Source organism: Polaromonas sp. CG_23.6 (assembly GCF_029892315.1).
GTDB lineage: Bacteria > Pseudomonadota > Gammaproteobacteria > Burkholderiales > Burkholderiaceae_C > Polaromonas.
In genome coordinates this window covers 1-26,744 of the sequence record NZ_JARXUY010000002.1, presented here as the reverse complement: position 1 = coordinate 26,744, position 26,744 = coordinate 1, and the positions used below count along the sequence as shown (strand labels likewise).

29 protein-coding genes and 4 pseudogenes are annotated in these 26,744 nt (G+C 57.6%); 12 read left to right on the top strand and 21 right to left on the bottom strand.

Annotated features, from left to right (window positions below; all coding sequences use genetic code 11):
• Positions 1–36: 36 nt before the first annotated feature.
• From H4V98_RS19575 to H4V98_RS19565, 3 genes are all read left to right on the top strand, one after another.
• Complete coding sequence (locus H4V98_RS19575; protein ID WP_280757882.1) at positions 37–219, top strand: hypothetical protein; 183 nt, start codon at positions 37–39, stop codon at positions 217–219.
• 213 nt (positions 220–432) lie between these two features.
• Positions 433–777: an H-NS histone family protein gene (locus tag H4V98_RS19570; RefSeq protein WP_280757881.1), complete on the top strand. Its 345-nt coding sequence runs from the start codon at positions 433–435 to the stop codon at positions 775–777.
• Between the two features lie 259 nt (positions 778–1,036).
• On the top strand, positions 1,037–1,312 hold the full coding sequence (locus H4V98_RS19565) for a HigA family addiction module antitoxin (protein WP_280757880.1): 276 nt from the start codon (positions 1,037–1,039) through the stop codon (positions 1,310–1,312).
• 319 nt (positions 1,313–1,631) lie between these two features.
• Here the strand turns inward: H4V98_RS19565 and H4V98_RS19560 are convergent, their stop codons facing one another.
• Positions 1,632–2,021 (bottom strand): transposase, encoded by a 390-nt coding sequence (locus H4V98_RS19560; protein ID WP_280757879.1) that lies wholly within the window; start codon positions 2,019–2,021, stop codon positions 1,632–1,634.
• 48 nt (positions 2,022–2,069) lie between these two features.
• On the opposite strand from H4V98_RS19560, the gene H4V98_RS19555 reads away from it, so the two are divergent.
• Together H4V98_RS19555 and H4V98_RS19550 are read left to right on the top strand one after the other, a co-directional pair.
• A complete protein-coding gene (locus tag H4V98_RS19555; protein ID WP_348535240.1) occupies positions 2,070–2,399 on the top strand; it encodes a hypothetical protein in 330 nt (109 codons plus the stop codon).
• A gap of 62 nt (positions 2,400–2,461) precedes the next feature.
• Positions 2,462–3,594 (top strand): IS630 family transposase gene (locus tag H4V98_RS19550; protein ID WP_196865143.1). Its coding sequence is split into 2 segments (ribosomal slippage): positions 2,462–2,894 and positions 2,894–3,594, totalling 1,134 coding nucleotides; the frame shifts between segments, so codons are not numbered across the junction.
• Between the two features lie 40 nt (positions 3,595–3,634).
• Here the strand turns inward: H4V98_RS19550 and H4V98_RS19545 are convergent.
• The 12 genes and pseudogenes from H4V98_RS19545 to H4V98_RS19490 all read right to left on the bottom strand — a co-directional run.
• On the bottom strand, positions 3,635–4,705 hold the full coding sequence (locus H4V98_RS19545) for an IS3 family transposase (protein ID WP_196865141.1): 1,071 nt from the start codon (positions 4,703–4,705) through the stop codon (positions 3,635–3,637).
• Positions 4,702–5,208: a transposase gene (locus H4V98_RS19540; RefSeq protein ID WP_280757877.1), complete on the bottom strand. Its 507-nt coding sequence runs from the start codon at positions 5,206–5,208 to the stop codon at positions 4,702–4,704. Before H4V98_RS19540 ends, H4V98_RS19545 begins: the two co-directional genes overlap by 4 nt.
• Before the next feature lie 225 nt (positions 5,209–5,433).
• Positions 5,434–5,607 (bottom strand): annotated as a pseudogene (locus H4V98_RS19535) (transposase); the annotation flags it as partial.
• 116 nt (positions 5,608–5,723) lie between these two features.
• A complete protein-coding gene (locus H4V98_RS19530; RefSeq protein WP_280757876.1) occupies positions 5,724–6,332 on the bottom strand; it encodes a Fic family protein in 609 nt (202 codons plus the stop codon).
• Complete coding sequence (locus H4V98_RS19525; protein WP_196865057.1) at positions 6,325–6,633, bottom strand: hypothetical protein; 309 nt, start codon at positions 6,631–6,633, stop codon at positions 6,325–6,327. Before H4V98_RS19525 ends, H4V98_RS19530 begins: the two co-directional genes overlap by 8 nt.
• Positions 6,608–6,895, bottom strand: coding sequence for a hypothetical protein (locus tag H4V98_RS19520; protein ID WP_196865058.1), 288 nt, complete (start codon positions 6,893–6,895; stop codon positions 6,608–6,610). Before H4V98_RS19520 ends, H4V98_RS19525 begins: the two co-directional genes overlap by 26 nt.
• Before the next feature lie 68 nt (positions 6,896–6,963).
• Positions 6,964–7,176 (bottom strand): hypothetical protein, encoded by a 213-nt coding sequence (locus H4V98_RS19515; RefSeq protein WP_196865059.1) that lies wholly within the window; start codon positions 7,174–7,176, stop codon positions 6,964–6,966.
• Positions 7,177–7,281: 105 nt separating this feature from the next.
• Positions 7,282–8,355, bottom strand: a complete 1,074-nt coding sequence (locus H4V98_RS19510) for an IS3 family transposase (protein ID WP_280757921.1) — start codon at positions 8,353–8,355, stop codon at positions 7,282–7,284.
• On the bottom strand, positions 8,352–8,876 hold the full coding sequence (locus H4V98_RS19505; RefSeq protein WP_280757920.1) for a transposase: 525 nt from the start codon (positions 8,874–8,876) through the stop codon (positions 8,352–8,354). The genes H4V98_RS19510 and H4V98_RS19505 overlap by 4 nt, the downstream gene beginning before the upstream one ends.
• 67 nt (positions 8,877–8,943) lie before the next feature.
• Positions 8,944–9,183, bottom strand: a pseudogene (locus H4V98_RS19500) (HigA family addiction module antitoxin); the annotation flags it as partial.
• Between the two features lie 24 nt (positions 9,184–9,207).
• Positions 9,208–9,477: a type II toxin-antitoxin system RelE/ParE family toxin gene (locus H4V98_RS19495; RefSeq protein WP_196865061.1), complete on the bottom strand. Its 270-nt coding sequence runs from the start codon at positions 9,475–9,477 to the stop codon at positions 9,208–9,210.
• A 197-nt stretch (positions 9,478–9,674) separates the two neighbouring features.
• Positions 9,675–9,857: pseudogene (locus H4V98_RS19490) on the bottom strand (IS3 family transposase); the annotation flags it as partial.
• Between the two features lie 20 nt (positions 9,858–9,877).
• Here H4V98_RS19490 and H4V98_RS19485 point away from each other — a divergent pair.
• Positions 9,878–10,105 (top strand): annotated as a pseudogene (locus H4V98_RS19485) (transposase); the annotation flags it as partial.
• A gap of 465 nt (positions 10,106–10,570) precedes the next feature.
• Here H4V98_RS19485 and H4V98_RS19480 read toward each other — a convergent pair.
• Entirely contained in the window at positions 10,571–10,801 is a 231-nt protein-coding gene (locus H4V98_RS19480) for a helix-turn-helix transcriptional regulator (RefSeq protein WP_196865062.1), read from the bottom strand.
• 87 nt (positions 10,802–10,888) lie between these two features.
• On the opposite strand from H4V98_RS19480, the gene H4V98_RS19475 reads away from it, so the two are divergent.
• Positions 10,889–11,302, top strand: coding sequence for a hypothetical protein (locus H4V98_RS19475; RefSeq protein ID WP_196865063.1), 414 nt, complete (start codon positions 10,889–10,891; stop codon positions 11,300–11,302).
• A 437-nt stretch (positions 11,303–11,739) separates the two neighbouring features.
• Here the strand turns inward: H4V98_RS19475 and H4V98_RS19470 are convergent, their stop codons facing one another.
• The 4 genes from H4V98_RS19470 to H4V98_RS19455 are packed head-to-tail and all read right to left on the bottom strand — an operon-like array spanning position 11,740 to position 18,233.
• Positions 11,740–12,585: a hypothetical protein gene (locus H4V98_RS19470; RefSeq protein ID WP_196865064.1), complete on the bottom strand. Its 846-nt coding sequence runs from the start codon at positions 12,583–12,585 to the stop codon at positions 11,740–11,742.
• Positions 12,570–13,811 (bottom strand): hypothetical protein, encoded by a 1,242-nt coding sequence (locus H4V98_RS19465; protein WP_196865065.1) that lies wholly within the window; start codon positions 13,809–13,811, stop codon positions 12,570–12,572. Before H4V98_RS19465 ends, H4V98_RS19470 begins: the two co-directional genes overlap by 16 nt.
• Positions 13,808–14,470 (bottom strand): hypothetical protein, encoded by a 663-nt coding sequence (locus H4V98_RS19460; RefSeq protein ID WP_196865066.1) that lies wholly within the window; start codon positions 14,468–14,470, stop codon positions 13,808–13,810. Before H4V98_RS19460 ends, H4V98_RS19465 begins: the two co-directional genes overlap by 4 nt.
• Positions 14,463–18,233: an ATP-binding protein gene (locus tag H4V98_RS19455; protein ID WP_196865067.1), complete on the bottom strand. Its 3,771-nt coding sequence runs from the start codon at positions 18,231–18,233 to the stop codon at positions 14,463–14,465. Before H4V98_RS19455 ends, H4V98_RS19460 begins: the two co-directional genes overlap by 8 nt.
• A gap of 461 nt (positions 18,234–18,694) precedes the next feature.
• On the opposite strand from H4V98_RS19455, the gene H4V98_RS19450 reads away from it, so the two are divergent.
• From H4V98_RS19450 to H4V98_RS19435, 4 genes are all read left to right on the top strand, one after another.
• A complete protein-coding gene (locus tag H4V98_RS19450; RefSeq protein WP_196865068.1) occupies positions 18,695–19,336 on the top strand; it encodes a hypothetical protein in 642 nt (213 codons plus the stop codon).
• Between the two features lie 7 nt (positions 19,337–19,343).
• Positions 19,344–20,531 carry an XRE family transcriptional regulator gene (locus H4V98_RS19445; RefSeq protein ID WP_196865069.1) on the top strand — a complete coding sequence of 396 codons (1,188 nt, stop codon included), beginning with the start codon at positions 19,344–19,346 and terminating at the stop codon, positions 20,529–20,531.
• Between the two features lie 174 nt (positions 20,532–20,705).
• Positions 20,706–20,915 (top strand): hypothetical protein, encoded by a 210-nt coding sequence (locus tag H4V98_RS19440; RefSeq protein WP_196865070.1) that lies wholly within the window; start codon positions 20,706–20,708, stop codon positions 20,913–20,915.
• Positions 20,912–22,258 (top strand): ATP-binding protein, encoded by a 1,347-nt coding sequence (locus H4V98_RS19435; RefSeq protein ID WP_196865071.1) that lies wholly within the window; start codon positions 20,912–20,914, stop codon positions 22,256–22,258. The genes H4V98_RS19440 and H4V98_RS19435 overlap by 4 nt, the downstream gene beginning before the upstream one ends.
• A 205-nt stretch (positions 22,259–22,463) precedes the next feature.
• Here H4V98_RS19435 and H4V98_RS19430 read toward each other — a convergent pair whose 3' ends face one another.
• The 3 genes from H4V98_RS19430 to H4V98_RS19420 all read right to left on the bottom strand — a co-directional run bounded on the left by H4V98_RS19430 (position 22,464) and on the right by H4V98_RS19420 (position 26,252).
• Positions 22,464–24,614 carry a DEAD/DEAH box helicase gene (locus tag H4V98_RS19430; RefSeq protein WP_196865072.1) on the bottom strand — a complete coding sequence of 717 codons (2,151 nt, stop codon included), beginning with the start codon at positions 24,612–24,614 and terminating at the stop codon, positions 22,464–22,466.
• On the bottom strand, positions 24,611–25,447 hold the full coding sequence (locus H4V98_RS19425) for a DUF1837 domain-containing protein (RefSeq protein ID WP_280757875.1): 837 nt from the start codon (positions 25,445–25,447) through the stop codon (positions 24,611–24,613). Before H4V98_RS19425 ends, H4V98_RS19430 begins: the two co-directional genes overlap by 4 nt.
• A gap of 421 nt (positions 25,448–25,868) precedes the next feature.
• A complete protein-coding gene (locus tag H4V98_RS19420) occupies positions 25,869–26,252 on the bottom strand; it encodes an H-NS histone family protein (protein ID WP_196865137.1) in 384 nt (127 codons plus the stop codon).
• Between the two features lie 235 nt (positions 26,253–26,487).
• Between H4V98_RS19420 and H4V98_RS19415 the strand changes: the two genes are divergently transcribed.
• A partial coding sequence (locus H4V98_RS19415) for a hypothetical protein (RefSeq protein WP_280757874.1) occupies positions 26,488–26,744 on the top strand: 257 nt, incomplete at its 3' end.

The window sequence follows — 26,744 nt, the reverse complement described above, 5'->3', positions numbered from 1 at the left end:
AGGGCTTAAGCTGGCGCAGTCAGGGGTATGCACACGATGAAAAACACCTATGGCTTGGTTATCAAAGAGAAACGAGAACCGGTGCGCCCAGTGAAAATGGACCTCTCTGGCAAAGAGGGTTCCCGGGTGGTGATGGCCGCTGCCCAGCGCGTGATGGCCACGCATGCCAGAGTCATCAAAGCACTTGCATTGGGTCAGGAACTCCGACCACCATTCTGAAGCGCCTCTTGTTGGCGATTTCCTGAAGCAACGACTGGCGTGATGTTATCGGTGCCTGTCATGGAAACCGATGACCTGTACGCATTTTCCTTTCGTGACGAAACGGCTGGCAAGTGCGACAAGCGCTGCTTTAACTTGGATTTACGTTCCATTGATTCCTGATACCTCGGCAGGTATTTATAATTGATTTTTACGTTTTTAAGAAATATACCAGTGACACAAGATTCCACACTGCAACAGAAAATCCAGGAAGCTCAAGCTGCCCTCAATGAATTGCGTAAAAAGCTGGATGAAGAGCAAAAAGGTGAACGCATGCAGGCCATTGCTTCAGCCAAAGAACTGATCAAAAATCATGAATTGACTGCTGCTGATTTAGGTTTATCGGGCAAAGGTTTACCCGCCAAGCGTGCAGCTGGTGACAAACGCGGCGTGGTCGCGGCCAAATACCAGGACCACGAAAGCGAAAAAACCTGGACCGGGCGCGGAAAATCTCCTGCCTGGCTGGCGGCTCAACTGGCAGCGGGCTATACCAAAGACGACTTTCTCATCAAAAGTTAATGACTTTCTTCACCCAGTATTGAATTTGGTCTTAAAGTAGAAATTGAGTTGCCTGCCTTTTACATGCCTTGCCAGACTCAGTCTGTTGCTGACTGAACCAGGTCAAATCCTTTCGATGAGATCGTGTTCGCTAGTGTTCGTTAAGCGGCCGTTTAGTTGGCAATTAAAAAAACCCAAGTTTCAGCTCGGTTTATTTTGGGCATAAAGTGCCAATAAACTGATTTGTAAAACAAGGACAAGAAAATCACCAGGAAGTGCCATGACTCACATGCATGACCCTCCTCATCCAGGAGCCGTTCTGGTTGAGTATCTGGACGGTCTGGACGACTTGGCGATCACGCGGTTTGCTCAGGAGGTTCATCTCGCCATGGCTACTTTGTTGCAAATCATTAATGGCCATGCACCGATAACTTTCGATCTGGCGGTCCGCCTGGAAAATGCGTTGGGCACCCGCCGGGAAATGTGGATGGGCATGCAAAGCGCTTACGATTTTTGGATTGCTGAAGGCGGGCGGTGCACCTCAAGCCGCATTTAAAGGCATGAACCCCACATCGGCTCACGTATGTCACTCGGTGACGCGCCAGTGGCCACATCCGATTTGAAAGTCGAGCTCAGGTATTCATCGGAGCTATTGCCAGCCATTTGCGCTCTTCAACAGAGTCGCTGCCAGGCTGCAGTTCGAAGTAAATCGCAGGGTGCCTGCTTTTGCATGTCTGAGCTGAAATTCATTCTCAATTATTGCCGCTTCGTGTCCATGAAATGCAGGTCGGCAGTTGAATGCATGTGCATTCGCAGTAATCTCGGGCTTGAGGGGCCCGCCAGACGCAGTTCATTCTGGTCGAAAACGTGGTTGCTTACGTCCAGCTCGCCAACTCGGCTGCCGCGCTGACGGGCCAGGTCACGACCATCGACAGTGCACCCCGGCGCAGCTCTACCTTGATCTCCCGGGTTTCGGGCTGCTGCGCGGGCGCGGGCAGCTGCAAGGGGATGAACGCGGCAAGAGGAGAAGCTGTCTCAGGGGCAGCAGCAGGACTGTGGGCCGCCAGCCGGTGATGCCCGCTGCGGCGATGCTCCTTGAGCCAGCGGTGCAGCACGTTGGCATTCATCGCATGTTGCCCGGCCAGGGCGGCAATGGAAACGCCGGGCTGCCCACAAGCCGCTACCAGTTCGGCTTTAAACTGTGCCGTGTAGGTGCGGTGGGTGCGGGGTAGCGAATATCTTGAAATCTCTGAGGTCTTGAGCATGGTGTGCACGATGGATTTGCGTGCACATGATCTTGCAAAACTGAGAGCATCCATTCAAGGTGTATTGCCCGGTCGCTTACCGTCAAACCCTTTGAATGCCTGCTCCAGGCGCGCCGCTGGGTCACGGATCTGGTGCACTGGTACAACGACGAGCACAGGCACAGCGCCATCCGCCGCTTCGTGACGCCAAACCAGCGCCACGCGCAGCAAGACAAGCACTTGCTTGATGCGCGTGCTGCGGTCTATGAACTGGCCCGCCAGACTCACCCTCAGCGCTGGTCCAAACAGTGCCGCAATTGGCGCCGTGTGGATCAGGTTCACCTCAATCCGGACACACCGCAAAACAAGGAGGTTGAAACTCTCAAAAAAGCAGCCTGATACACCACCTTCATGCGACAACTAGTGTCGCGTCATGAGCTATGTGGCGTGAAAAATGGGGGATGGAACATTACAAAGTCGCCTTATCCGAGCCAGAAAGAGCCGAGCTTCAGGGCATCGCGAGCAAAGGCACATACGCCACGTCCAAGGTCATCAATGCCTTGATCCTGCTCAACTGCGACCAGTCCGGGGAGCGAACCGAACGCCCCCGCACCTGCGACATCGCGGCCATGCTGTGCGTGAGCGAGCGCAAGGTGGACCGGATCAAGAAGAAGTTTGTCCTCGAAGGCCTGGACGTGACGCTTAACCGCCAGCCTTCAAAAGGCGAGTACGACTTGAAGATCGATGGCCGCTTGGAGGCACAGTTGCTGGCCCTGAGCTGCTCGGCGCCCCCTGAAGGCCAAGCGCGCTGGTCGCTGCGCCTGCTGGCCGACCGGCTGGTCGAGCTCGAATTGATCGACACGGTATCCCACGAGACGGTGCGGCGGACGCTGAAAAAAACGAACTCAAGCCCTGGAGGAAAGTCGGCTGGGTGATCGCGCCCCAGGCCAACGCTGAATTCGTCGCAGCTATGGAAAAGGTGCTCGACATCTACAGCCGGCCCTACGATGCGAAACACCCCGTGGTGTGCATGGACGAGACGCTCCGCCAGCTCATTCGCGAGACGCGTGAGCCCATTGCCGCGGCGCCCGGGCGGCCCGAGCGCCATGACTATGAGTATGAGCGTTGCGGCGTGTGCAACGTCTTCATGGCCAGCGAGCCGCTGGCCGGGCGGCGCCTGACGAAGGTCACCGAACGGCGTACCAAACTGGACTGGGCCGTTTTCGTGCAAGACATCGCTGCCAGCTATTTCGATGCCGAGCGAATCACGCTGGTGATGGACAACCTCAACACCCATACCCCGGGCTCGCTCTACGAGGCGTTTGCCCCTGAGAAAGCCAAGGCGCTGTGGGATCGCTTCGAGTTCGTCTACACGCCCAAGCACGGCAGCTGGCTAAACATGGCAGAAATCGAGATCAATGTCATGGTCAGTCAGTGCCTGGATCGGCGCATCGACAACATCGATACCGTGCGCAGCGAGGTCGCTGCCTGGCAGGCGCGCCGCGACAACCTTCAAGCCAAAGTCAACTGGCAATTCACCACCAAGGATGCCCGCGTCAAACTCAAACGGCTTTACCCGACAACTTCCTCATGACCGGGCGCTGTCAAGGTAGTTGCCGCAAAAAGTTCGATGCTCAAGCGGCTAGTTTTTCTGGTTGATTTTGCTCCTTTGGTGTTTGCGGGTTGAGGTGCACTTCGGTGATTGGCGACCAATTGCGAGTCCCCCCTGACCAGCGGTTGGGGTTGGCGTTTCGGGCCGCAGCATAGACCTTGGCGCGTTCAGCCAGAATGGCCTCATCGAGTTTTAAGTGCCGCTGCGCTGGGGTTATAAATCGAATGGCGCTGTGGCGATGTTCGTGGTTGTACCAGTGCACCAACTCTGTCACCCAGCGTCGCGCCTGCAGCAGGCCATTGAACGGTTTGACGGGCAGTTGAGGTCGGTATTTCAGTGTTCTGAACAGAGCCTCGGAGTAAGGATTGTCGTTACTGACCGCTGGTCGGCTGCGAGAAGCCGCCACGCCCAGGCGCTGCATGGTGGCGAGCATCGTTTCCCCCTTCATCGGCGAGCCGTTGTCCGAGTGAACGGTAAGCTGATGGGGCGCGATGCCCTGGCGCTCGCAGATGGCTTGAAGTAGCCCACTGGCCAGCTCGGCACTCTCGCAGTCGTAGACCTGCCAGCCAACGATACGGCGGCTGAACAGGTCCACGAACAGATAAAGGTAAAAGTAGGTACCGCGCACCTCGGTGGGCAAGTAGCTGATGTCCCAGCAGTAAATCTGATCGGGCCCGTTGGCCACCAGCGCGCGTGGCTTGCTGCGTTTTTGCGCTACCCGCTCCAGGCGGCGATGCCTCAACTGGCCGGCTTCAAGCAGCAGCCGGTACAGGGTCGACTCACTGGCCACGTAGAGGCCCTGGTCAGCCAGGCGAGGCACAATCTGGCTTGGCGGCAGATCCTTGAATTGATCGCTGTTAACCACCTCCAAAGCCGCTTGTCGCTCCGCCTCACTGAACTTGTTAGGCGGCACGGTGATGCGGCGTTTGTCCCCGACCCTGAGGTCGCCCTGCTGGTTCTCAGGGTGTCGCCAGCGCTGAACAGTACGTGCATCCAACCCAATCAGGGCGCAGGCCTTTTGCAGACGTGCACCGTTGTCGCAGCACTGCCCTATCAGCGTCAGTAGCGTTTGACGCTGTTGGCAACTGGTCATTTCTCCTCGTCCTCCCACAGGGCCTGGAACTTTTTTTGTAGCACCAGCAAGGCTGCGGCTTCGGCCAGTGCCTTCTCTTTTCGACGCAGTTCACGCTGCAACCCATCGTGCTTGACTTGCAACTCGCGCAGTGCCGTCCTGGCTTCGCGCGATTCAGGCGCTGTGGCGCTGCAAAACGCGTCACCCCAGGCCTTGAGCTGGTGCTCAAACAACCCCTTCTCCCGGCACCAGGCATGCAGCTGTGTGGGCGTCATGGCATGCGTCTGGTTCAGCGCAAGCAAGCGCTGGGCAGGGCCCCAGGATTGGGCCGGTAAGTCCTCAGGCAGTTGCGCTGCGGGGCCACCGACTTCATGCTTTCGGTTGGATTTGCTGATCCATTTTCTCAAGGTGCCTACCGGCAGATTCAATTCATCAGCAACGTCCTGCACGCTGCGTGTGCCTCGTTGCCTGGCTTTGCTCAGGGCCTGTTCCTGGAATTCAGTTGAATGTCGATTTGTTGTCATAAATAGCGCTCCAATGCGGATCATCCGCAATCACGGGGGAGCGGCAACTAGTCTGACACAGGGGGGTTTTGTGGCGATGACGGGCGATGAATTCGACTCTTGCATGGTGTCCACTTCACAGGCTTGAGTGCACACCACCAATGGAGTGCAACTGCCGCGATCTTGGGCGCCACTTCAAATTTCAGCAAGAACGGTATTCGCCGGGCTATTACCAATGGGTTTATCGCCGGCACCGCTCAAAGTTCCCCGCCTGTCCTGACGCACCCAGTTGCTCAGACTGGCCTTTGGGATATTCAAAACCTTCGACACCACCGAGATTGCCTGCCCAGCCTTGACCTGCCGGACAGCTTCAAACTTGAATTCCGAGGTGTACTTTCCACGCGTTTGATCACTTGCCATTTCTTAACTCCTTGTCCAATTTATACAAGAGCTAAGAACTACGTTTTACAGGGGCAACCTCAGTGGTGCGAGTCGGGCTCGCCATGGTGTGCATGATGTTCATCGCGCACACTATCTCAACCTATTCGCAGTCCTTCAAGATGGGATGCCCAACCGCTTACCTTGAACTGCAACAAGTAGGCGTCAAGAAAACCTTGACCAGGCGTCTCGATTTCTTTACTAAGAGCGCCGAGATAATCAACCTTGTTCGTTTTTTGCCAAGCGATAGAGAAACCTGCCCTGTGACATAACTCGATATGAACGGGCAGCATTGTTCGACCATTGCCATCCAGAAACGGGTGCCCATAAGCAAACAAGCCCATAACCTCGCCAGGCTTTTGAGCCATCGATGCCGCGTCTTGTCCCAGACTCAGACCATGCTCCACAGCCAGCCGAGACGATTGCGGATGCGAGAAAAGCACGTCACCCTTCTTGACTGCACTGTTCGGAAGCGTCATCAATCTATCCTGCCCAGCCCACGGGTAATAGTCGGCGAACAAGATGCGATGGACAGCAAGGAAGTCCTTGTACGTCAATTTTTCACTTGACGCCAGATGAGCAAATGCAGCATCAATATTGGCTTCAAACAAGTCATGCTCGAAGCGCTTGATGTCCCGTGCGTCCTTGTCTTTTCGGACGTTACGGAGATACCCCTCCGTGTCGAAATCATTGAAAGGGTCAAACATTGCGCGTCTCATCAAAGTAACGCCCGAGAAGCGTCACCATGATCCGGCCATTGATGACGTTTGCGCGGCGTAGTGCGATGACGAGCCTCTCAGTTTCGTCAGGCTTTACATCGTCGCCAGCCAAACGCGTTATCACCTCAGCCAAAGCACTGCTGCCGGTCTTCACATACGCAATGCCATGTCGCTTGGCCAAATCTCCAATGTAGGCGCTTAGCCCAGTCATCGGAATATCAGCCTGCGGTGTTGCGTTGATACTTTGCACGATGCTTTCCTTGTTAAGCGGCGACTGCCACCAGGACATGCTTTTCCAGGAATTTTTTGATGGCCGTCACGTTTTTTTTCGCCCGCTTCTGCTGCACTGGACCGTGTTCACCGCACCATTCTTCATGCTGCTCAAAACCCTCTGATCCATCAACAAACTTGGACAGCACGTACTTCGCTTCGTGGATGATGGTGGTATCCGTAATGTCCTCAACTGCGCACTTGTCATTGACAGCGATCACATTTTTCAGATGGTGCTCAAACTCATCACTTTTGAATGCGGCAACAAGAATTTTCTTCACGCTTTTTTCCTTGAAATAGTGTGTTCACCTGCGCGTACAATAGTACGCATTGCGTACTATTGTACGCGCTACTCGACATTCTTTTTTGAATTCTTTTCAAGCAACAAATCAAACACCTTTTTCACGGGGTTTGGCATCCCCCGGTACTCACCAGAGTCATCGGGCATCCGGTACGTTTTAAGCGCACGCGGGGCCACACCCGCCATCTCTGCCAGGGCATCCCATGTCTTCGCCCTCAAAGCCTTTTTGGTGGCTTGCAAGTAGTCCTTTTGTGTGCTCATGCAGCAAGTGCCATGGGCACAATGGCCTTGGCAATGGTCTTCGCACTAACCTTCTGAGCTATCTTCGGTGGCTGTCAAGGAAGTTGTCGCCTGAAGTGAAGTGAGTCAGGCTACTTTTTGCGTGTTTCGAAGCTCCTTGATTTGTGGGGTTTCTGGGTTGAGGTGAACGACATCGACATGCGTCCACTGGCGAGCCTGTCCTGACCAGCGCTGGGGATTTTCCTGGCGGGCCCGTTCATAGACGAGCGCGCGCTCCTCAAGCAGGGCCCGGTCCAGGCCGGCATGGCGCTGCGCCGGCGTCACGAAGCCGATGGCGCTGTGGCGATGCTCGTGGTTGTACCAGTGCGCCAGCTCGGTGACCCAGCGCCTTGCGGCCAGCAGGTTTTCAAACGGTTTGACGGGCAGCTCGGGGCGGTACTTCAGGGTTCTGAACGCTGATTCGATGTACGGATTGTCATTACTCACGGATGGCCGGCTTCGCGTGTGTGCCACCCCTAGGCGCTGCATGGTGGCCAGCATGGTTTCGCCCTTCATCGGCGCGCCATTGTCCGAATGCACCGTCAGCTGGCCCGGGACGATACCCTGGCGCAGGCAGATGTCGGTCAGCAACTGACTGGCCAGAGCGGCGCTTTCGCAGTCAAACACCTGCCAGCCGACGATCTTGCGGCTGAACAGATCCTCGAACAGGTACAGATAAAAATGCTGGCCGCGCACCTGGGTCGGCAGATACGTAATATCCCAGCAGAACACCTGATCGGGCCCGGTCGCGGCCAGGGCGCGCGGGCGGCTGCGCTTTTGCGCTGCACGCTCTGATCGCCGGTGGGCCAGCTGGCCCTGCTGTCGAAGTATTCGGTACATCGTGGACTCGGACGCCACATACACGCCTGTGTCGGCCAAGCGAGGCACGATCTGGCTGGGCGGCAAGTCCTTGAACGCTTCGCTGTTGAGCGTGGCCATCACGGCTTGGCGCTCGTCCTCGCGCAAACGGTTGGCAGGGCGCACGTAGCGCCGCTTGCCCGATGGGCGCTGGTCGCCCTCGGCCACACCAGAGCGTTGCCAGCGCTGCACGCTGCGGCATGACAGGCCCACTTGGCGACAGGCCACGTCCCGGCGGGCGCCATCGGCGCAGGCCTGATCAATGAGACCAAGCAAGGTTTGGCGCTGCTGGACGGACCTCATGTGTCCGCGCCCTCCAACAGCGCCTGGAAGTTTTTTTGCAACACCAGCAAGGCAGCCACCTCGGCCAGCGCCTTTTCCTTGCGCCGCAGCTCTCGCTGCAACTGATCGTGCTGGCGCTGCAACTCGCGAAAGGCGCCGCTCGCCTCGCGTGAAGCGGGCACGGCAGGCGTGCAAAACTCCTGGTGCCACTGCACCAGCTGATGCTCGAACACGCCATGCTCGCGGCACCAGCCGGCCCGGGCCATGTCGTCCAGTGCGTAGCTCTGCTGCAACGCCATCAAACGCTGTGCGGGCGACCAGGCAGACGCTGGGCCGTCCAGTACAGCAGTTGCAGCGGGCACCGGGTGGGCTGTCGTGCCAGTTTTCTTGCTTGCGCTTTGCAGCCACTTCCTGAGCGTGCCGGCGGACATGTTGAGCTCGCCGGCAACGCTGATAACGGAACGCGTTCCGCGATGCCTGGCTTTGAGCAGTGCCTGCTCTTTGAATTCGGGAGAGTGATGTGAATGCGGTGTTCTGGTCATGAAATGAAGCTGTCGGGCAGTTAGCCATCAAAGAATTGGATGCGACAACAATTCTGACACCCGGGGTCTTGAGGTCATAAGCAGTTTGCATGTTTAACCAACCCTGCGCATCCGAACCAAAGTAACGCTCAAGGCGCAACGCCGTATCTGCTGAAACCCCACGATGCTCTTTCACAATGTCGTTCATGCGCGACGTGGGAACGCCCAACGCCTTCGCAAGCGCATTAACGCTGAGTCCCAAGGGCTTTAGGTAGTCCTCTTGAAGAACTTCGCCAGGGTGTACTGGCCGCATTCCATTCTTAAACATGATTTAGCTCCTTCAAATTTGTTCTCAATGAGGGTCATCTATCCGCACATCAAACGGACCGCTCTCGCCCCATTTAAATATCAATCGCCATTGCCCATTTATCCGCACATGCCAAGCTCCGTCATACTCTTTTAGATCGTTACCTGGCGGCGAACCCATGAATGCAATCGATGGCGCAGCATCCAGTTGAGCCAATTTACGCTCGGCCACCTTCTTGATGTTGACGAATCGCGCAGACTTGCCTGCGGTAAATAGCGCCTGCGTGTCGGAACAACTAAATGATTGGATTGACATTACATATATTAACCGTTATCCAGTTATCGGTCAACTAAATAGCGTCTGCAAACATCGCGTACAGAACACTGGGCTGCACGTCCGCGTAGCGCTGGCTGCACTCAATATTGGAATGCCCTAACAGGCCCGCCAGAATATCCATGTCGCCCGTACTTGCCAGTGACCTTACCCCTGGATTGCGTATCCCATAACCGAGCTCATGAGTTGGCTTGCCTTGCAAGCCATTCGCTTTCGAACTGCATCGGGCTGACGTAAGCCAGCGTTGAATGCAGCCGGGCTTTGTTGTACCAGAGCAGCCACGCGATGGTTTCATCCTTGGCCTGGCGCCGGGTCACGAAGCGTTGCCCGTGCAAGCGCTCGACCTTCAGTGAGCCGAACAGCGGCGGCTGTCAAGCTAGTGTCGCGTCACCCGCACACGGTGGCGATGGCCGCCAAGTTCGAGACCGAGCAGGCCAAGCAAGACTACCGCAAACGCAAGTGGATTGCCGAGCCGCCCAACGGCTGGATCAAGAACGTTCTGGGGTTTCGCCAGTTCAGTATGCGGGGCTTGGCGAAGGTAAAAGCCGAGTTCAAGCTCGTTTGCCTGGCGCTCAACTTGCGCAGAATGGGGGCGATGCAGGGTAGTTAAGGCAAGAGCGCCGCGAATACGCACAGCAGACGCTCTTTGCAGGTGCTCAATGCCGCTCACATCACCACCCGCATTCCCGTTGACAGACACGTTCACCGTAGCCCAGCGAACTTTGGGTGATTTATGGCAAAAGACGGGTTTGCTGAAATCCTTCTGGCGCCCAGACTCCTAGCCGTGCTTCTTGTTGGCTGTCGAGGTGAGAGAAGACCAGGCTAGTTTTCCTCGATACTGAATTACCACCGATTTTGTGCGGCGAAACCGTGCAGCCCTTGCTGGGCCGCGTGCCAGGTGCAGCCTGCAGCTGTTAATAGCTGCGATCGATGCCATAGCATCGGGCCGACTGCGGTAACGCGTTTTGGGCGCGGCTTCCTGAAGCAAAGACGGGCGTTATTTTTACTGAGTCAGGTGGTATTACCTGAAGTTTTTCGGCCCGGAACAACGAAAATCCGTACTGCTGTGAAATTGCTATGGCTTGAGCAGTTCGCTGATATCAACCGTCAGCGCCATAGCCAAGCGCTCGATATTGTCGAGCGACACACTTCTTTCCCGCCGCTCAATCGAGCCGACATATGTTCTATGAAGCTCGGCAAGATCTGCCAAAGCTTCCTGCGAAAGTCCCTTTGCAGCACGAAGTGCGCGAAGATGTCTGGCGAGCCGATGTCTAGCTGATTCAATTGTCGCTTTGTGATCCCTCATGGATCCGTAGCTTCAATTTATGATGCTTTTAAGTCTACAGACTTAGAGTAGCATTACGAGTCGTCCTACAAATAAAAGGCTTAATTTATGAGCAACATTCCAGCTACCAACCTTGAAGAACTTTCAAGACACATTGCTGACAAAAGTTATGAAGCAGCCATGCCCACTTCACTGGCTAACCCAATTCTTCATCAAATTGGTCGCGATCTGCGCGTAATTGAGCTCTTTCAATCTTCGGAACAGACCAAAAAAGTTCATTTGTCAAGTGCTATGTATTTGATACTTCACCTCGTGCGAGGGCGTATGGAGTCAAATGGAATTGCTACGGATACGCTGAAGTTAAATAATGCTTCACTTCATCGATTAGTAGAGCTCTATCAGTACTTTATCGAGCGAGAACTCGTAGCGCGCATGGTAGGTCAAAGGTGCGAAAAAGATTCAGAAGAGCTACTTAAGGCCATCGATATGCACGTTTCAGACCTGCCTGATAGCGAAGGATAGCTTAGAGGGTGTTATCAACTCAGGGCTGATTTTCTCCGGGTTGCCCCTAATTGCTGGGGGATGACCAAAAAACCGCCCAACTCCAGTTTAGAACTGTTTGAAAAACGGGGGACGTCATTCGGGACTTCACCACGCTGGTGCATTACCCAGGCCCCGTTCACCTCAACCCAGAAACCTCACACATCAAGCAGCTTCGAAACACACGCAAAAAGTAGCTTGACTCACTTCACTTCACTTCACTTCACTTCACTTCAAGCCAGACTTCCTTGACAGCCACCGTGAACGCTAGGTTGGCCCCGTTGCGCCTGAGATCTGACAGCCGACTTGACATTTACCCGGTAAGCGGCGCCACAACGCAATACGGTAAACCGATTGCATCGCCAACTCATGCGCGCGAGCAGCGCAACACGTACGGCGCATAGACTCTGAACTCGGCGTCAGCCGGCCTTCGGCATCAAAAAATACTCCTGCGGCAGGGCCTTTCCGTGCGCCTGCAGCACCTTCCAGCTAGCCGCAATTTCCGGATGCGCCGCACTATCGAGCATGGCTTGCGTCTGGGCGAGCTGGCTGCGGTAGCGGGCGTGGTTGGTACAGGCTCTCAAGCCATTCTCGAGTTCTGCCAGGGGCGGCGCCATCAGCCCGGCGAAATGCGGCAGGCCCTGGGCAATGGCCAAGCCGGCCGGGTCGTAGTCCACCAAGGCAAACACCGGCAGCCTTAACGCCTCCAGCAGGGCCAGCGCATGGTCTGGCCGGTAGACCGGACTTCCCCGGAATACCACCAGCGGGTTGTCCCCGGCGCGGGACAGATCGAACGTGACCTGGTGCACGGCCTCGAACGCTTCCCAGTTCTCCACCAACAAGGCAGACGTGTGCCCGCAATGCGCCGCCACCCAGGGCCAGGCCAGGTCCAGGTTGGCGCCCAGGGGCAGCGCGATGCGCTGCCCGTCCAGCAGTAGGCTTCTAGCGGGCAAAGCCTTGATGGCCACCCGATCCCGCCGCACAGCAGCATCCGTCATCTTCTCGTTGCCGCCATGCGCCAAGCTGGCCGTTCGGCTCAGGCCATTCCACTGTCCGGGCTGGGTCGTTGCCGCATCGATGCCTTCGGCGCTCAGCAGCAACTGGCCGATCGCCTCCCGGTCGGCCGCCGAGAACGCCAAGGAGGCGCCCACGCGCTGGCCGATGTTGTAGTCGTCCACGAACTGCGTGAGGCTCACCGTCGCTGCCTGCCGTGGCTTGTCGCTGTGGTACACCCGCAGCAAGCTCAGAATCAATCCTTTTTCCATACCGCCAGGTCCGTCACCACCAGGTTGCCCGAGCGCGCGTGGCTGGCAGGCGCTTGGCGCCGCTCCACCTGCAGGCGGTGTCCGCGCCCCTGGAGTCTATTTCCCAACAGGTCCACCGCGTGCAGGGCGTAGAGCAGCCAGGCGTCCTCGTCCAGACTGCCCAAATCGCGCTGCTGGCGCTTCCAGCCGACCGCCGACAAGGGCATCGCCGCCGCACTGGCCTCAAGCAAGTAGCGGCCAAAGGCCAGCTGCACCGGTTTGGGGCTGATAAAGCGCACAGGTTTGTCAAGTCCGCCCTCGAGCAGGCGTCCTGCCAGGCGCTGCCGGGCGATGCTGATTTTCGCCGAGGCAATGCTTTTGGCCGTGTCCGCGAGCGCCTCTCGGGTGCTGGACAACGCCAGGTCGGGGTGAACTTTCAGGCGCAGCCCGGCAAAGCGCGACGACCAAGCCGGCAGCGCCTGCAGGCTTTCGGCTTCGGGCGGCTGGTAGTCGGGGGTTTTTCTCAGGAAGTGTGCGAAGGCGCGGATGCGCCGGGCATTGGGCTCGACCTGGCGCAGTCGGTACAAATAGGCCTTGAGCACGGCCGTGATGTCCATGTGGGTGGCCCGCCACTGCGGCAGGCGGTTGAGCACCTGGTGCCGAAAGACCTCCAGCAAGGGCTTGAGCATGGATGCGCCCGCCAGAGTCCCGAGCAGGCTTTCGCCTTCGAGCAGCGCCAGCGTCTCGCCGATTCTCTCGGCGCGGCCCAGGTAAAACTCGTTTTGCCGCCGTTTCTCGGCCAGCGTGCTGACGTTGGCAAACTGGTTTTCCGTGATAACGCGCAAGCCGAGGAGTTCATCGCCCACCAGGGCCGCGAGCTCGAACACCCCGATGTCAAACTCCGACTGATACTCGCCTTGGTCCTCCAACCGGCCTTCATGGCTGGCGCTGACGTACTCTCCGAGCAGCTGCTCCAGGCGGTGGACCAGTTCGCCAAAGTTGGCGCCCACCGCATAGCTGCGCTGGCGCTGGAACACCTCGTCGAGGTGGCGGCCCAGGCTTGGACTGAGCCGGAAATCGTCCTGCAGGTAGGGCACCAGCACCCGCTGCTGCTGCAGCTGGCGGACCCTGCGCTGGTTGTCCTCGTCCAGCGCCACGCCACCATGGCTGTAGGCCGCGGCGACCAGGTGCCGGTTGGCATGGAGCAGCTCGAGGTAGGCCACGATGCTCGCGACGCTTTGGCTCACAGCAGCGCCTCTTGCGCGCTGCGGCCCTGGTGGCTGCCATCGCCGCTGCCACCTTCTGAGCCGCCACTGCCATCACTGTCATCCCGGATGGCGTCATGCTCCATCAGGAATTCGATCGCCTCCTGGATGAACTCGATCTTGCCAGTGACCTGGTAGATCTCGCGCTCGGGGTTGGAGAGCAACAGGTAGCCCTTTTCGTGAAAGCTCTTGAGCACCTTGTCCAGCCGCGTACGGTCGGTGCCGTCGGCCTGGACCTTGAGCTGGCCAGCGAGTGTTTGCAGGTCGCTTCGAAAGCTCGGGTTGGCGTCGATCGCCGCCATGAGCTTGTTGACCTCGATCGGCGTGCCCACGGCTAGCAGGTCGTCGCTTTGCATGGCGCGCATGACCAGGTCGAGAAAGCTCACCAGGGGCCTGAGCGTTTGCTTGATGTCGGTGAACACCTCCCGGGCCGCCTTGCGCTCGGGCCCGCCGATGGCGTTGTGGGCGGCAAAATAGGCGCCGCCGTGGCGCGTGGCGGCCAGGTGCAGCCCGATTTTTCCCAGGTAGGCATTGACCGCCTGGTGGCTGCCCGCTTCGCTCAGGAAGGAAAAGCCTTCATGGTCCGAGACCGGGCAGACGAACTGGCCCGACAGCAGCGACTGCACCACCCGCTCAAACATGGTCCACCTCCAGCGCATCGGCTGCGTGATCGGCGTCTGATGCCTCCAGGGTATCGGGCGCGCCAAATTCACCGAACGCCACCCGCACTTCGGCCAGGCGCCGATCGGGCTCGACCGTGAAGCGGTGCCGGAACAGCGCCATCGTGTCCGGGTCCGGGTCGGGAAAGGCGCACACTAGCGTGATGTTGTTGCGCTTGAGCAGCTCGATCAGGCCGACGACATTGCCGCCATCCAAGTCCTTGAGTTCATCGAGCGCCCAGATGATGTTGACCTGGGCATTGCGGCGAATGCGGTTGATGAAGGCCACAAAAATGGTTGCCAGCACCAGGTACGACAGCCCGTTCGATGAGACGGCCTCCAGGTCTGAGGCCCGTTTGAAGACGCGGCGGTTGCCGTTTTCGGTGACCTCGCCCTGGATGCGGATCAGGCCCTTGAGGTCGGCGCGGATGCCGGTCTTGACCTCCCAGTGCTCGAGCAGCCTCTCAATGGTCTGGGCAAACTCTGGCGGCGGCAAGGCAGTCGTGCTGCTGCCCGCCCAGGCGCGGTGGGCCTCGGCCATTTCGCAAATCGCCGGCCAGTATTGGAGCTCGCGGATGGTCGAGACCACCTCGACGCTGATTTTGGAAATGGATTCGAAGGCCAGGCTGGTGTCGAGGTGCTCTTGCAGCTCGCGGTTGAACTGCTGGACGCGGCGGTGAAATTCTTCCATCGTGCGGTGAAACGCATTGACTTCGCTGGCAATGCTCACGGCCTGCATCAGGAGGATGCGCCGGTATTCATGGTGCGCCGTGGCAAACCAGGCCTTGAGTGGCGCCAGCCATTCCCGGCTGGGCGCGGGCGACAGCGTGCTAAGTGCCGACTGCAAATACTGCTCGGGCGGCGTGCCCTGGTGCAGTCGAAAGCCCAAGGCCACGTCGGAGATCGTGCGGCGGATGCTGCCGCCCAGGCGCACGGTGTCCTGGACGTATTGGTTCGCCAGCCCGCACAAGGCATCGAACGTCCAGGACGCGTCGTAGGCCGAAACGCACACCTCGGGGTAGCCCTGCAGGCTGTCCAGGCGCCCTTGCACGAGCCTGCGCTGCTCGGCACTGCTCGCAAGGGTTGCCCTGAATTGCCCGATCTCTTGCTGCAACTGATGGCTGCGGGTTGTCCACTGGCTGTCGATCCGGGCAATGGTGGCAATGCGCTGCTGCTCGGCTTGCCGTGCCTGGGCCGCTTCGTCCAAGCGCTCTTGCAGCGCAGGCCACTGATGCTCTTTCCAAAAGCGCCATTCCTGCACGCGCTCGATAAAGATGCCAATGGCGCTCAGTTCGGTCTGGATCCGATCGATCTCGCGGTCAATGGCGGCGAGCCTGGCCGGGTCGACCCCGTTGGCCATAAGCGCTTCATCTCGCTCGCTGTCATACCCTGCTAGTTTTTGGGCCAGCTCGGCTTCCTGGCGGGCCACGGCCGCATCGATCCGCTGGACCTTGGCATCGCGCTGCAGCTGGCGCGCTTGGCGCTGTTGCGCATGCAGGGTGCGCACCTTGGCGGCTTCGGCGCTAGTCGCCTCGTCAAACCGCCTGAGCGCTTGCCGGGCATTGTCCAGAGACAGCCTGGCGCTGTCCAGGCGCTGCCGGGCTGCCGCCAGTGCTTCTGCCCGGCTCACCTCCAGCTGCCTTTTGGCTTCTTCCAGTTCGGCCGCTGCCGACTGCGCCTGATTTTTGGCCTTTTGCGTGTGCTGCTGGTGCAGCTGGCAGGCCTTCTCGGCTGCAATGCGTGTGTCGTTCGCCTGGGCCAGGCGGGCGCGGGCTTGCCCGAGCACCTGGCTTGCTTCCTTCACACGCGTTTGCCCCCGCTCGACATCGAGCTCTGCGCTGCGTACATCGGAGGCAGGATGGGCGTCCAGGCGCTCGAGATTGAGCGACAAGCCGTACAGCGTGCCCTCGGGCTCGTTCAGTGCTGGCGCCAGGTCGGTGCGTCCGAGCATATCGCCGCGCAGGACCTTGGCGATGTCCAGCGACCAGCGCGGGTGCTCCTGGCGCAGGAAGTGCAGCAGCGTGCCTTCGGGCGGTGCCAGTTCCAGGCGCTTGGCGTCGAGTTCGGCTTGTGCCTTGTCAAGCTGCCGGCTGGCTGCGGACACGTCGCTTTCGCGGTCCAGGAACGCTTGCAGCGCCTTGCGCTGAAGATCGTCTAGTGCCCGGCGCTGCTCGTCGACCACGCTGGCGGCTTGCCGCGCCGCGTCCAGCGCATCGCGCTTGCACTCGACCAGGGTGGCGATGGCGGCATCGGGCGCGGGATGCTCCACGCCGCTTTGGCAGCGGCCGTGCTCGCTGTTGGCGGTCTGGACGGCCTGGTCCAGCGGCGCGCGCGCTGCTGCCAATTCCGATTGAATCAGCTGCTCGGCCGCATCCTGCGCTGTTGCCAGTTCGGCCAGATCGAGCTCGCACGCCTTCGTGGCTTGGTTTCGGCGGGCTTGCTCGGCGTCGCGAAAGCCGTTGTGCGCGTCCTTTTCGATCTGCTTGAGCCGCTCGTAGCGCCCGGCGATGTCCGACTGCGCGCCAAGCAAGGCCTGGCGCCGGGTTTCCAGAAGCGGCCGCTCGCTACGCAGCGCCGGCGCCTGGCGCACCCGCGCGTCCAGCGCTTCGATGCCTTCTTGCGCATAAGCTTGCGCTTGACGCTGAAGCTCGCTTGCCTGCTGCTCGGCGAATTCGGCCTGGCGCTGCGTGGTAGCTTTCTCGGCGGTGATTTGCTGGCGCTGCTGCTGAAATCCTTTTTCCTCTTCCTGCGCCTGTTCCTCGACTTGGCGCATGGCTTTGGATGCTTGATTGGCTTGCTCGTCCAAATGCAGGCCCAAGCTGCGGTACTTAGCGCCAATGTCGCCCAGCGCCAGTTCGGCCGCCTGCAACTGGCTTTCGGCGAGTTCAGCCGCTTGCATCCTGGGCTCGAGCGCCATGACGGCAGCATAGGCTTTGTAGCCCCGGGGCCAGTCCTCAATCTTGCGCCGGTCGCCGGAAATGGCGTGCGACGCCATCTCGTCGGCCACGCAGTCGATCACCATGCTTTGCAGGTCCTCGAAGTTGGTCTTGCGGCGAAACATGCCGCTGACGATCTTTTCGATCTGGCGCAGCGGCTGCCTGGTGGTCGTGAAGGCGTAGTCCTGGGTGAGCTGGCGCAGGTAGAGCTGGTGCTGCTTGTCGGTGGAATTGCCCGGAATGCCCTGGATAATGTTGCGGTAGTCGCTTTGCGACTCGATCTGGCGCTCCGAGCACTGAAAGCCGTGCGTCTGCAGGTGGGTGCGAAAGTCCGGGACCTTGACGAACTCGCCGTCAGCGCGGATGAACTGGGACACGTCAAAGTGGCTGCGGATGAAGCGGTACAGCACGCGCTCGCCGGACTTGTCGGCATACGCGACCACCATGCGCTTGTGGCCGCCATGGCGCTGGTACTCGAACGCCAGGTACGACGTGGTGCGCGGCAGATAGTAGCCGGTGAAGGTCTCGCGCCCGGCCTCGGCAGTGACGATGCGGTTCGGGCTTTCCCCGTAGAACAGCAAGAGCAACTGCAGCAGGGAGGTCTTGCCCCGCCCGTTGCGGCCGGTCAGGACTGCACCGCCGGCCAGTGGGAGTTCCACGATCCGCCCCGGGCTCAGGGAGTCGATGAGCACCAGGCGAAGCAGGGCAAAGCCCTCGGGATGCGGGAAAATCGTGTCAGCGGCAGGGACCAAACCGGCGTCGGCAGGCATTGCGGTCGTCAGGGATGGCTCGGCAAGCGAGGAGGGCATGGGTCGGTTACCTTTTCTGACACGGGGCGGGTCGCTTGAGGATAACGGAACAATTCAACCAGAGGCCACCATGTTGCTGCATACATTTCGTGCCGCTTGAGGCCTACAGCAGCGATCTTTGGTGTGCCAAGCAGTGCGGACGGATTAGGGTTACCCGGAGTTGCTGAGCGAATTTCTGATTTAACGAAATTCTGCAATGTCGCGCCGCACGATAAGAGCGCAATAGCGCAGCTATTTATATTCCCGCATCATAAATTCAGCTGCTGCCAGAGAAAAAAGGCTGGCGAAGTAAAGGCGGCGCGAGGCTGGCAAAGACTGCAGAGCACTGGGGTGCCTTACTGGCTACCGTCAACCGGTACTGCGCTTGCTCAAAATAGATGGTGCGTATTTAGGCAGCAGGCTTCCGGTTTCTAAACCTCAATTGCGGTAAGATTACCGGAAGTCTATTCAGGAAGCTTTCCATGCTCGCCACTATCATTTTCGATGAACCACATACCGTCGATGCCCGCTTGGCGAGCCTTGATTTGGACCGACAGGTGCTGACCGATGCGATGGTTCAGGCCCATATGTACTTTGCGCGCCTGACATCGCACCATCCGCTTCTTTTTCGTTACGGTGTTTTGACGGCTGAGACGGTCGCTGCGCTTCGCGACTTTTTGGCGCCTCGCGGTTGGGAAGTGCGAAATGAAGGCAACTACGAGCTGGTCTTCAATCCAAAATTGAACATGAGCATTGCTGTGGCCTCTGGCAATGAAGCGACGGGCGACCGGCTGCGCGTTCCATCGAACAAAAGTGAAAAAGGCCCGCGCACGGCCAAGGCCGTCAAGGACAACCAAACGGCTGATCTTTTTCCCGAAACAGTCCCTGCCGCGCCAGAGAGCATTGTCCCAACAGATACCTGGATACTGCTGCACCACCGCTGCGCAAACGCAATTCGGCTGGAGTTGTCGCGTCCCAACGGCTTTGATGACACCGAGCGCTTTGTAACTGGATGGTCCGAGCGCATCTTGCTGGGCGCCATTTCGCTGGACAACGATCCCATGCCAATGTCGATGCCCCAGATTCCCGAAGACGACATTGTGGTCACTCGCAAGGTAGCTTAGGCTCTGAATGTTCAATCCCAAGCGGTTTTCGCTGGCTAGGCGCCGGCGAGGCCTGACCAAGCGAGAGATTGCCGAAAGCATGGGCGTGAGCGAGCGCTCGGTATCGGCCTATGAAAAGGGTGACCAGGAGCCCGAGCTCTCCAACGTTCAGCGGATGACGAAAGCGTTGAATTTTCCGCAAGCGTTTTTTTATGCAGCCGATCCTGAAGAGCTAACTATGGACATCGCGAGCTTTCGCTCCATGTCAAAAATGAGCGCGCGCCAACGTGATTCGGCGTTGGGATCAGGCTCGATTGGTTTGCTGCTCAATGAATGGCTGGAAAAAAAATTCAACCTGCCCGAGCCGAACCTTCCCGATCTGGGCCGCGAGCCAGGCGTTTTGACAGACCCGTCGCGGCGCGAAGCTTACGAAGAGAAAACTGCCTTTCCTTCGAAATCGACTGCCAATGGCCCGGAAGTGGCGGCCGAGGCATTCCGGTCGCACTGGGGCCTGGGCGAGTTGCCTGTCAAAAACATGATCACCCTTTTAGAGTCCAAGGGGGTGCGCGTTTTTTCGCTGGCGGTCGATGCCAAGGAGGTCGACGCGTTTTCGATGTGGCATGGCGGCAAGCCGTTCATGTTCCTCAACACGTACAAATCGGCCGAGCATTGCCGGTTCGATGCTGCGCACGAACTCGGGCACCTGGCCCTGCATCGCCACGGGCAAACGCAGGGGCCCGAGTTGGAGCGCGAAGCCAATGCTTTTGCCTCGGCGTTTTTGATGCCCAGAAAGAGCGTGTTGGCCAACGCCCCGCGTGTGGCCACCCTGCCCGGATTGGTGCGCGCAAAACACTATTGGAAAGTTTCGGTCGCCGCTTTGAATTACCGGCTCCATGCGCTGGGGATGACGTCGGACTGGGTTTACCGGACGCTGTGCATTCAACTGGCCGAGGCGGGCTATCGCACCAAGGAGCCCGAAGAGGCCAGCCACGAGAAGTCGTTGATCCTTGAAAAGGTGTTCAAGGCGCTGCGCGAGGAGGGCGTTTCGAAGTTTGATGTGGCCGGTGAACTGCTCATTCCCATTGAGGAAATCGATGCACTGACCTTTAACCTCATGCTGAACCTGTTGAATGGCGGCCGCAAAGGCAGCACGCCCAGTTCAGAAAAGGCGCATGGAGAAATACGTCTGGTTCATTCCTCGGACGGCTCGCGGTAGGCTCGTATTCTCAATGAATACTTTTTCTCTCAACCTACAAAGGATTTCATCCTAAAAGGCACCGCTAAGCAGCTTTAAAGCCGAACTGCTGCACCTGGCATCGCTTTAACGTTGTTATTAGTGTGGTCTGCACTGCCTTTGAGCACGGACTGGCTTTTCAATCAAATACATCTCATGGTCATTAAAAAATCAGGCCTCTATTCATCCTTCGGGCAAGCCGGCGGCAGATTGCGCGGTTGCATGAACCCTGGCCGCTACAAGAAGTGCAGCGTGTCTACGGTGTTTGCTAGCTACGCCGTGTTCCAAGCTTGCCCTAAAAAGATATGCGGCCTTGACAAAGAGATGATGCAAGGGCTGCTGACTGGCAGCATTCGCCTAGTATGAAAGAAAGCCAGAACACCGAATGGAAGCAATCCTGGCGCGATGAGTACCTGAGGTGGATTTGCGGCTTTGCCAATGCCGAGGGCGGCACGCTGGTGATCGGCAAGAACGACCAGGGCGAAGTGGTTGGCATCGACAATGCTGCCCGGCTGTTGGAGGACATACCGAACAAGGTGCGCGACATCCTGGGCATCGTGGTGGCGGTCAACCTGCACTCGCAAGCGGGACTTGACTGGCTGGAAATCGAGGTCGATCCGTACCCCAGCCCGATCAGCTACAAGGGTGAATACCACTTGCGCAGCGGCAGCACCAAGCAAGAACTCAAGGGGGCGGCCTTGGACCGCTTTTTGCTGCGCAAGCTCGGGCGGCACTGGGACGGCGTGCCAATGCTGCACGTTGGTGTGAAAGACCTTGATTCGGCAGCGCTCCAGGCCTTTCGAAAGCTGGCAGCGCAAAGCGGACGCCTGAGTGCTGCGTCTGCCGCCGACAGCGATGCCTTGCTGATCGAAAAACTGCACTTGCTCGAAGGGCCTTATCTCAAGCGCGCAGCGACGCTGCTGTTTCATGCGGACCCCGAGAAGTTCACCACTGGCGCTTGTGTGAAGATCGGGTTTTTTCGCACCGACTCGGACTTGCTCTTTCATGACGTGGTCCAGGGCGACTTGGTCGCACAGGTGGAAAAAGCGCTCGACTTGCTGCTGACCAAATACCTGCGGGCGGGCATTTCGTACCAAGGCTCACAGCGGCTCGAGCGCTTGCCGGTGCCCGAGGCGGCCTTGCGCGAAGCGCTGATCAATGCCATCGCGCATAAGGACTATGCGGCCGGCATCCCGGTGCAAGTCAGCGTGTATGACCACAAACTCATGCTATGGAACCCTGGCCAGCTGCCGCCCGACTGGTCGCTGGACCGCCTGCTCGCTAAGCATGCGTCGCAGCCTGCCAACCCAGATGTGGCCAATGTGCTGTTTGTCGCTGGCAAGATCGAATCCTGGGGGCGCGGCATTGACCTGATTCGCAACGCCTGTAAAGCGCAAGGCACGCCTGCGCCACGGTTTGAATGCGACAGCGCGGGGTTTTGGGTCGAGTTTGCGTTTCCTGAGGTGGTTGATCCGCCTAAAACGCCGGTAGGCGCGCTGGTGAAAACGCCGGTCAAAGTGCCGGTCAAAACGCCGGCAGAAATATTGCGATGCCTGGCGGCCAACCCCTCCATGACGCTGGCCGAAGTCGCAGCAGAGATTGAAAAATCGCTCAGCGCCGTGGAGCGCGCCAGCGCCCGGTTGGTCAAGGACGGAAAATTAAAACATGTCGGCCCGCAAAAGGGCGGTTACTGGATGGTATTGAAGTAAAGAAAAAAAGCACAATCAATCAAAGGCTGTGTATGCGCGCACTGATCTGCCACTTGCGGAAATGCACGGCGGCTGAACTAAATGACGCCTGCAACTGATTGCGGTCCTTCCGTCGCAGGCAAAAGCAGCGGTTCCATAAATCTTTGCCTTCAGCCACATATTAGATTTACCGCTTCAGTGGCAGTGTATGCCTTGTACAGGTTGGTCAAGTTACGCTGATTTGATCGGGTACATCTGTACGACACAGCGGTCGGATAAGCGCCCGTTCGAAGCGGGAAATTCCGACAATGTCTTCGGGCCACCGCTTTGCCAGAGCCGCGAGAGCGTCGTCCAGCGTATCTGGAGCGCCCAAAATTGGCATAAGGCGTTCGCCAAGTTGAATCGGAACTCCATACTCTTCTAGAGCGGTGATAACAGGACTCATGAACATTGATTCAAGTTGACCGCAGAAGAATGCGTAGTCTCCAGGCGTATAGGAATGCCGCCGAAGAACCTCGGCCTGAATTCGGTTGACCGCACCCATCAGACGCGGGGCTTTAAAGTTGACCCACTGCCTCGCGAACTCCAAAAACGTCTCAAGAGCCTCATCTGCCTCATCCCCGGACTTCCCCTTAATAGCTTCGCGAAGCTGAGCCGTGTAGCTTGGTTGGCTGCGGTATTGATTAATTCGATAGGTGAGTTGAGCCGCAGTATTCACTCCAGCACCGCTGCGCCCACCCAGATGTCGCCATGCGAGGTCGAACACAATTTTTAGGTTATCGTAATTGGGCATACCACACCATGACAACATAGGGCCAAGCTGATCAATGTTTTCTGTTATTTCGCGCGCAAGGTTGATCTGCCCCCAAGGCTCCAGTCCTGCGTTCTCCTTGATGGTCTCGAGTGTCACAAAATCCTGTTCCCAGATCTGTCGCATTCGTTTTGTTGCTATGTCTGAGAGGTCTTCCTCATCAAGTTGGATCAGTAGCGCATCTGGAGCATTGCCGTTCTGGGTGAAGACGGGGACATCAACAAACTCCAGTTTCGACTGAGGAGGGTCGTTAAACAGGTATACATGCCCAACAAAGTGCTGCCACATCCTTCCAGAACGGCCTCGGATGTTGTTGAAAGTGAAAAAGTCATATTTTCGATTGCTGATTTTGTTGTCGGCGACCACTACGTTACGTGCTGCAGTGTTGACACCTTCAATTAACGTTGAAGTGCAGACAAGGTAGTCCAAGTGTCCACGGTTGAAAAGTCGCACGAGCATCTGAGCAACAGAGCGCGGCAGCTTTCCGTGATGTGTACCTACCCCTCTTTTCAACGATTGTACTAAGCCCCATTTGGGGCTGTAGTTCTTGCTGAGCCACTCTATGGCGTCTTGCAACATTTCACTCGGCTCGAACTTGTTGAGCACTTCGGCAACGGCCTTGCCCAGTACCCTTGCACCTTTGACGGATCCGCTAAAGACCAAGGTTGGCCCGGACAACTGCGGGACCAAATTTTTTAAGCGGGTACTCGCATCACTGCCGGCAGGCACTAGATGGGTATCACATGCAACCGTGCTGAAGTCAGTGCGGATGAAGGTACAGTTGTAGTTCGCGCCGAAGCCGTCCGGCAATTCGTTGATATTGGGTCCGAGCATGTAGAACTGCTTGGCCTGCTTCGCGAGTCGGTAGAACGCATGGTTGAGGAGCACAGCCCGTTCGTCAGTCTGGCCCTCGTCAATCTGGAGCTTGTAAAACTCGTCGATCACGAAGAAGTCGATGTTCTCGATCTGGGTGTTCTCGACTACGCGCTCCTGCGTGTGAAGAAAGATATTCCGTTGGGCTGGTTTTTGACTGAGGTGGGTTATCACCTTGTAGCGATCACGAAATCTCATTAGGCGTCGACGCGTTTCGTCAACGAGAGCCAGCGTAGGCACAACGACGACGATGTTGTTGTGACGGTCGCTGGCGATTATCGCATCGATGATGAGGCTTTTCCCGAAGCTGGTCGGTGCACTCAGGATCACGTTCCGCCCCGCCATCAAGGTTCGATACACCTCGGCCTGCTTCGTCGTGAACACAATGTCCTTGGGCATAGCATCCGGCCGGTGAGCCTCTGTCGCGATAAGCGTAGCCACCCCCGATTTATTAGCGTCAAGGTACGGAAAAAGGCCAACTGTCCGCAACAGCGTCTGAACTATCAGTGAGTACGGCTCGAACATAGCTTCACGGTCGAGAACGCGGATGAGCAACTCGCGCGCAAGCTGCATTTGGTCTTCATCAGTCGCCAATGAAGTGAAACTAGATAGCTTCCCGAGGAAGGCGAATGCGTCGAACGATTTGTCGTGGTCAGTCTCATCGAGGGTCGCACGCAGTTCCTTGTAGCTCATAGATCTCTAGCTGCTTGCAGGCGTTTGTTCAGACGAATCAGAAGGTCGCTTTTATCCGCCATAGGGAAGAGGAAAAGCTCAATGCGGACCTTCGACACCGTATTCTTGGCAACGAACTTTCTGTGGTTATCTTGAAGTTCTGCTTCAAGAGCTGCCTTGTATGCGGCCGATGCTTCTGTGAAGCCTTTCGTTGTGGCGCTGTCGTATGTCAACAACACGGGTACAACGATGGAGGTAACAACCTCATCAAGGGATCTGTTTCGATGCAGCAGGTCAGTCACCCGACCGGTACCTGACCAGTGTGGATCGAGCTTGCCAGTGATGAGGATAAATTCCTTACGGAGGTAGTCATCCTTGAAATGGGCTTCAAGCTCAGGTATCACATCAGAAATCGCTTTGGTTATACTTTTGTAGAATTTGACCTCACCGATCCAGAGCTCGAGGCCTTTTGGTGTGTCGAGTACGTGCACCGAATCAAACCCTTTGACAGTGGAATTGACAGCGTCTTTGAAGAAAATCTTGCTGATCGCGGGCTCGGTTCCCATAGATTCGCGCATCAAGGCGTGAAGGAGGAGTTCACCAAACTCTCCACGCTTGTCGTACTTGTCCGTGTCATAGACAATTTGTGCCGCCTTGCGGATCTGCGCCACGGAGTTGGTGTCGTTGATGGACTTGCGTTCTGTGTACGACAGAGAAAACTCGGGCAACCATTCCATTAGGTAGCGAGAAAGCTGGTCGGAGCGCCACTTTCCAGACTCATACCCCGCACAGACGCCGTGCAGCCGGGGCTGCAATGTCAGTTGATGGCAGTGAACGTTAAAGAATTGAACCATTTTTCTAGTGAAAGCCTACACCACGCCTCGAAGAGGTACCAATGACTAGCCTTTAGGAGCTCAGCAGGCTTCCTGAAACTCAGAGTTTCAAATGGTTACAGCATAGCTCATCTCGCGAGCTTAAGTACACCGTATCAGAAGTAGTTATTTAACATAACCTATTTCGTGGAAGATGAACTCTGTAAGCCTGGGCGGTTCCAAGAATTATGTTTAATGCACCACTATCCCCGAGCTCATTTTAAAGTATCAGTTTTTTATTCAAACACCGCGATCTCGGCCGGATTGAGCCATGTTGCCATGGCTGGAACTGCAACGCAAATCCAACTGTTTTGCCCACCGTCGCATACCTGCACAGTTTTCCCATGGCAAGCAAGTTTGGCGCGATGCATGAAAGGCACCCCCATCCAAGCCGCCTGCTCTTTTACTCTGGGGTTGCGCTGCTAGAAGCTGCCGCGTCATCATTGCGGATCAAAAAATCTTCTCGGGTTTTGCCATCTGCCACCAGGTCGTTGAGCCACCTGGGCGCGGTTCCCCGGCCGGTCCACGACTGGCCTTGGGGTCCGCGGTACTTGGCTGGCGAGGACACGACGGGCTTTTTGCCCTTCACCGGATTAACCGGTTTGGCCGGGGGCGCCTTGGCCCTGGCTTTGGGAGCCGGACGGCTCAGCTCTTCGGCCGTGATGCCGTAGGCAGCCATCTGTTCGCGCAACTGGGCTAGCACGGCGGGCCGGTTTTGTTTTTGCAGCTGGACCGCTTGTTTTTCCATGGCGGCAATTTGCTGGAGGAGCTTGACGAGTTCGTTCATGCTGGATTTTTTCTAAAGTTGTACCAGTTCATATCGTACTGCGCCTGAACAGTGAGTCTTGTCAGTGAACAGCCTATGGCTGCCGTCGCCTCAACGTGGCGGGCGATGAGAGCGTGAGGGGCTGATTTCGACAAGGGTTTGTAGACCAAGCTCGGCATGGCCCACCGCCCTGCGCGTCCGGACACGCGGCCTTGTAGGTCATAAAACGAATGCCGATTCATGGCGACTTCACGCCTTGCCTGAGACGTACCACGGACAACGTCCTTTTTACAGGCGTGCAAAAAAAGGCCCATGCGTAGCATGCGATGGAACAGAGCGCCGCAGCGGTGCGATTTCAAAAATCAAGTGGACCACCATCGTCAAGCCCATCCTGGTGGCTTGCCTGCTGGGGTGGAGTCTGGCCAGCTTCGGTTGGCCAATGGTCGAGTCTCACGAAAGCTGCCCAAAATTCACAGGGTTGGTGTTCTTCAAACATATTACTTTTCGAACTGC

What these genes read in the sequence shown, in the direction of transcription:
- H4V98_RS19450 (WP_196865068.1), top strand. Translation starts at nt 18,695, where the DNA reads ATGCTCGCCACTATCATTTTCGATGAACCACATACCGTCGATGCCCGC.
- H4V98_RS19435 (WP_196865071.1), top strand. Translation starts at nt 20,912, where the DNA reads ATGAAAGAAAGCCAGAACACCGAATGGAAGCAATCCTGGCGCGATGAG.
- H4V98_RS19575 (WP_280757882.1), top strand. Translation starts at nt 37, where the DNA reads ATGAAAAACACCTATGGCTTGGTTATCAAAGAGAAACGAGAACCGGTG.
- H4V98_RS19460 (WP_196865066.1), bottom strand. Translation starts at nt 14,470, where the DNA reads ATGTTTGAGCGGGTGGTGCAGTCGCTGCTGTCGGGCCAGTTCGTCTGC.
- H4V98_RS19525 (WP_196865057.1), bottom strand. Translation starts at nt 6,633, where the DNA reads ATGTCCTGGTGGCAGTCGCCGCTTAACAAGGAAAGCATCGTGCAAAGT.
- H4V98_RS19505 (WP_280757920.1), bottom strand. Translation starts at nt 8,876, where the DNA reads ATGACCAGAACACCGCATTCACATCACTCTCCCGAATTCAAAGAGCAG.
- H4V98_RS19445 (WP_196865069.1), top strand. Translation starts at nt 19,344, where the DNA reads ATGTTCAATCCCAAGCGGTTTTCGCTGGCTAGGCGCCGGCGAGGCCTG.
- H4V98_RS19540 (WP_280757877.1), bottom strand. Translation starts at nt 5,208, where the DNA reads ATGACAACAAATCGACATTCAACTGAATTCCAGGAACAGGCCCTGAGC.
- H4V98_RS19440 (WP_196865070.1), top strand. Translation starts at nt 20,706, where the DNA reads ATGGTCATTAAAAAATCAGGCCTCTATTCATCCTTCGGGCAAGCCGGC.
- H4V98_RS19455 (WP_196865067.1), bottom strand. Translation starts at nt 18,233, where the DNA reads ATGCCCTCCTCGCTTGCCGAGCCATCCCTGACGACCGCAATGCCTGCC.
- H4V98_RS19565 (WP_280757880.1), top strand. Translation starts at nt 1,037, where the DNA reads ATGACTCACATGCATGACCCTCCTCATCCAGGAGCCGTTCTGGTTGAG.
- H4V98_RS19510 (WP_280757921.1), bottom strand. Translation starts at nt 8,355, where the DNA reads ATGAGGTCCGTCCAGCAGCGCCAAACCTTGCTTGGTCTCATTGATCAG.
- H4V98_RS19530 (WP_280757876.1), bottom strand. Translation starts at nt 6,332, where the DNA reads ATGTTTGACCCTTTCAATGATTTCGACACGGAGGGGTATCTCCGTAAC.
- H4V98_RS19495 (WP_196865061.1), bottom strand. Translation starts at nt 9,477, where the DNA reads ATGTCAATCCAATCATTTAGTTGTTCCGACACGCAGGCGCTATTTACC.
- H4V98_RS19545 (WP_196865141.1), bottom strand. Translation starts at nt 4,705, where the DNA reads ATGACCAGTTGCCAACAGCGTCAAACGCTACTGACGCTGATAGGGCAG.
- H4V98_RS19470 (WP_196865064.1), bottom strand. Translation starts at nt 12,585, where the DNA reads ATGGAAAAAGGATTGATTCTGAGCTTGCTGCGGGTGTACCACAGCGAC.
- H4V98_RS19420 (WP_196865137.1), bottom strand. Translation starts at nt 26,252, where the DNA reads ATGAACGAACTCGTCAAGCTCCTCCAGCAAATTGCCGCCATGGAAAAA.
- H4V98_RS19475 (WP_196865063.1), top strand. Translation starts at nt 10,889, where the DNA reads ATGAGCAACATTCCAGCTACCAACCTTGAAGAACTTTCAAGACACATT.
- H4V98_RS19425 (WP_280757875.1), bottom strand. Translation starts at nt 25,447, where the DNA reads ATGGTTCAATTCTTTAACGTTCACTGCCATCAACTGACATTGCAGCCC.
- H4V98_RS19430 (WP_196865072.1), bottom strand. Translation starts at nt 24,614, where the DNA reads ATGAGCTACAAGGAACTGCGTGCGACCCTCGATGAGACTGACCACGAC.
- H4V98_RS19515 (WP_196865059.1), bottom strand. Translation starts at nt 7,176, where the DNA reads ATGAGCACACAAAAGGACTACTTGCAAGCCACCAAAAAGGCTTTGAGG.
- H4V98_RS19560 (WP_280757879.1), bottom strand. Translation starts at nt 2,021, where the DNA reads ATGCTCAAGACCTCAGAGATTTCAAGATATTCGCTACCCCGCACCCAC.
- H4V98_RS19480 (WP_196865062.1), bottom strand. Translation starts at nt 10,801, where the DNA reads ATGAGGGATCACAAAGCGACAATTGAATCAGCTAGACATCGGCTCGCC.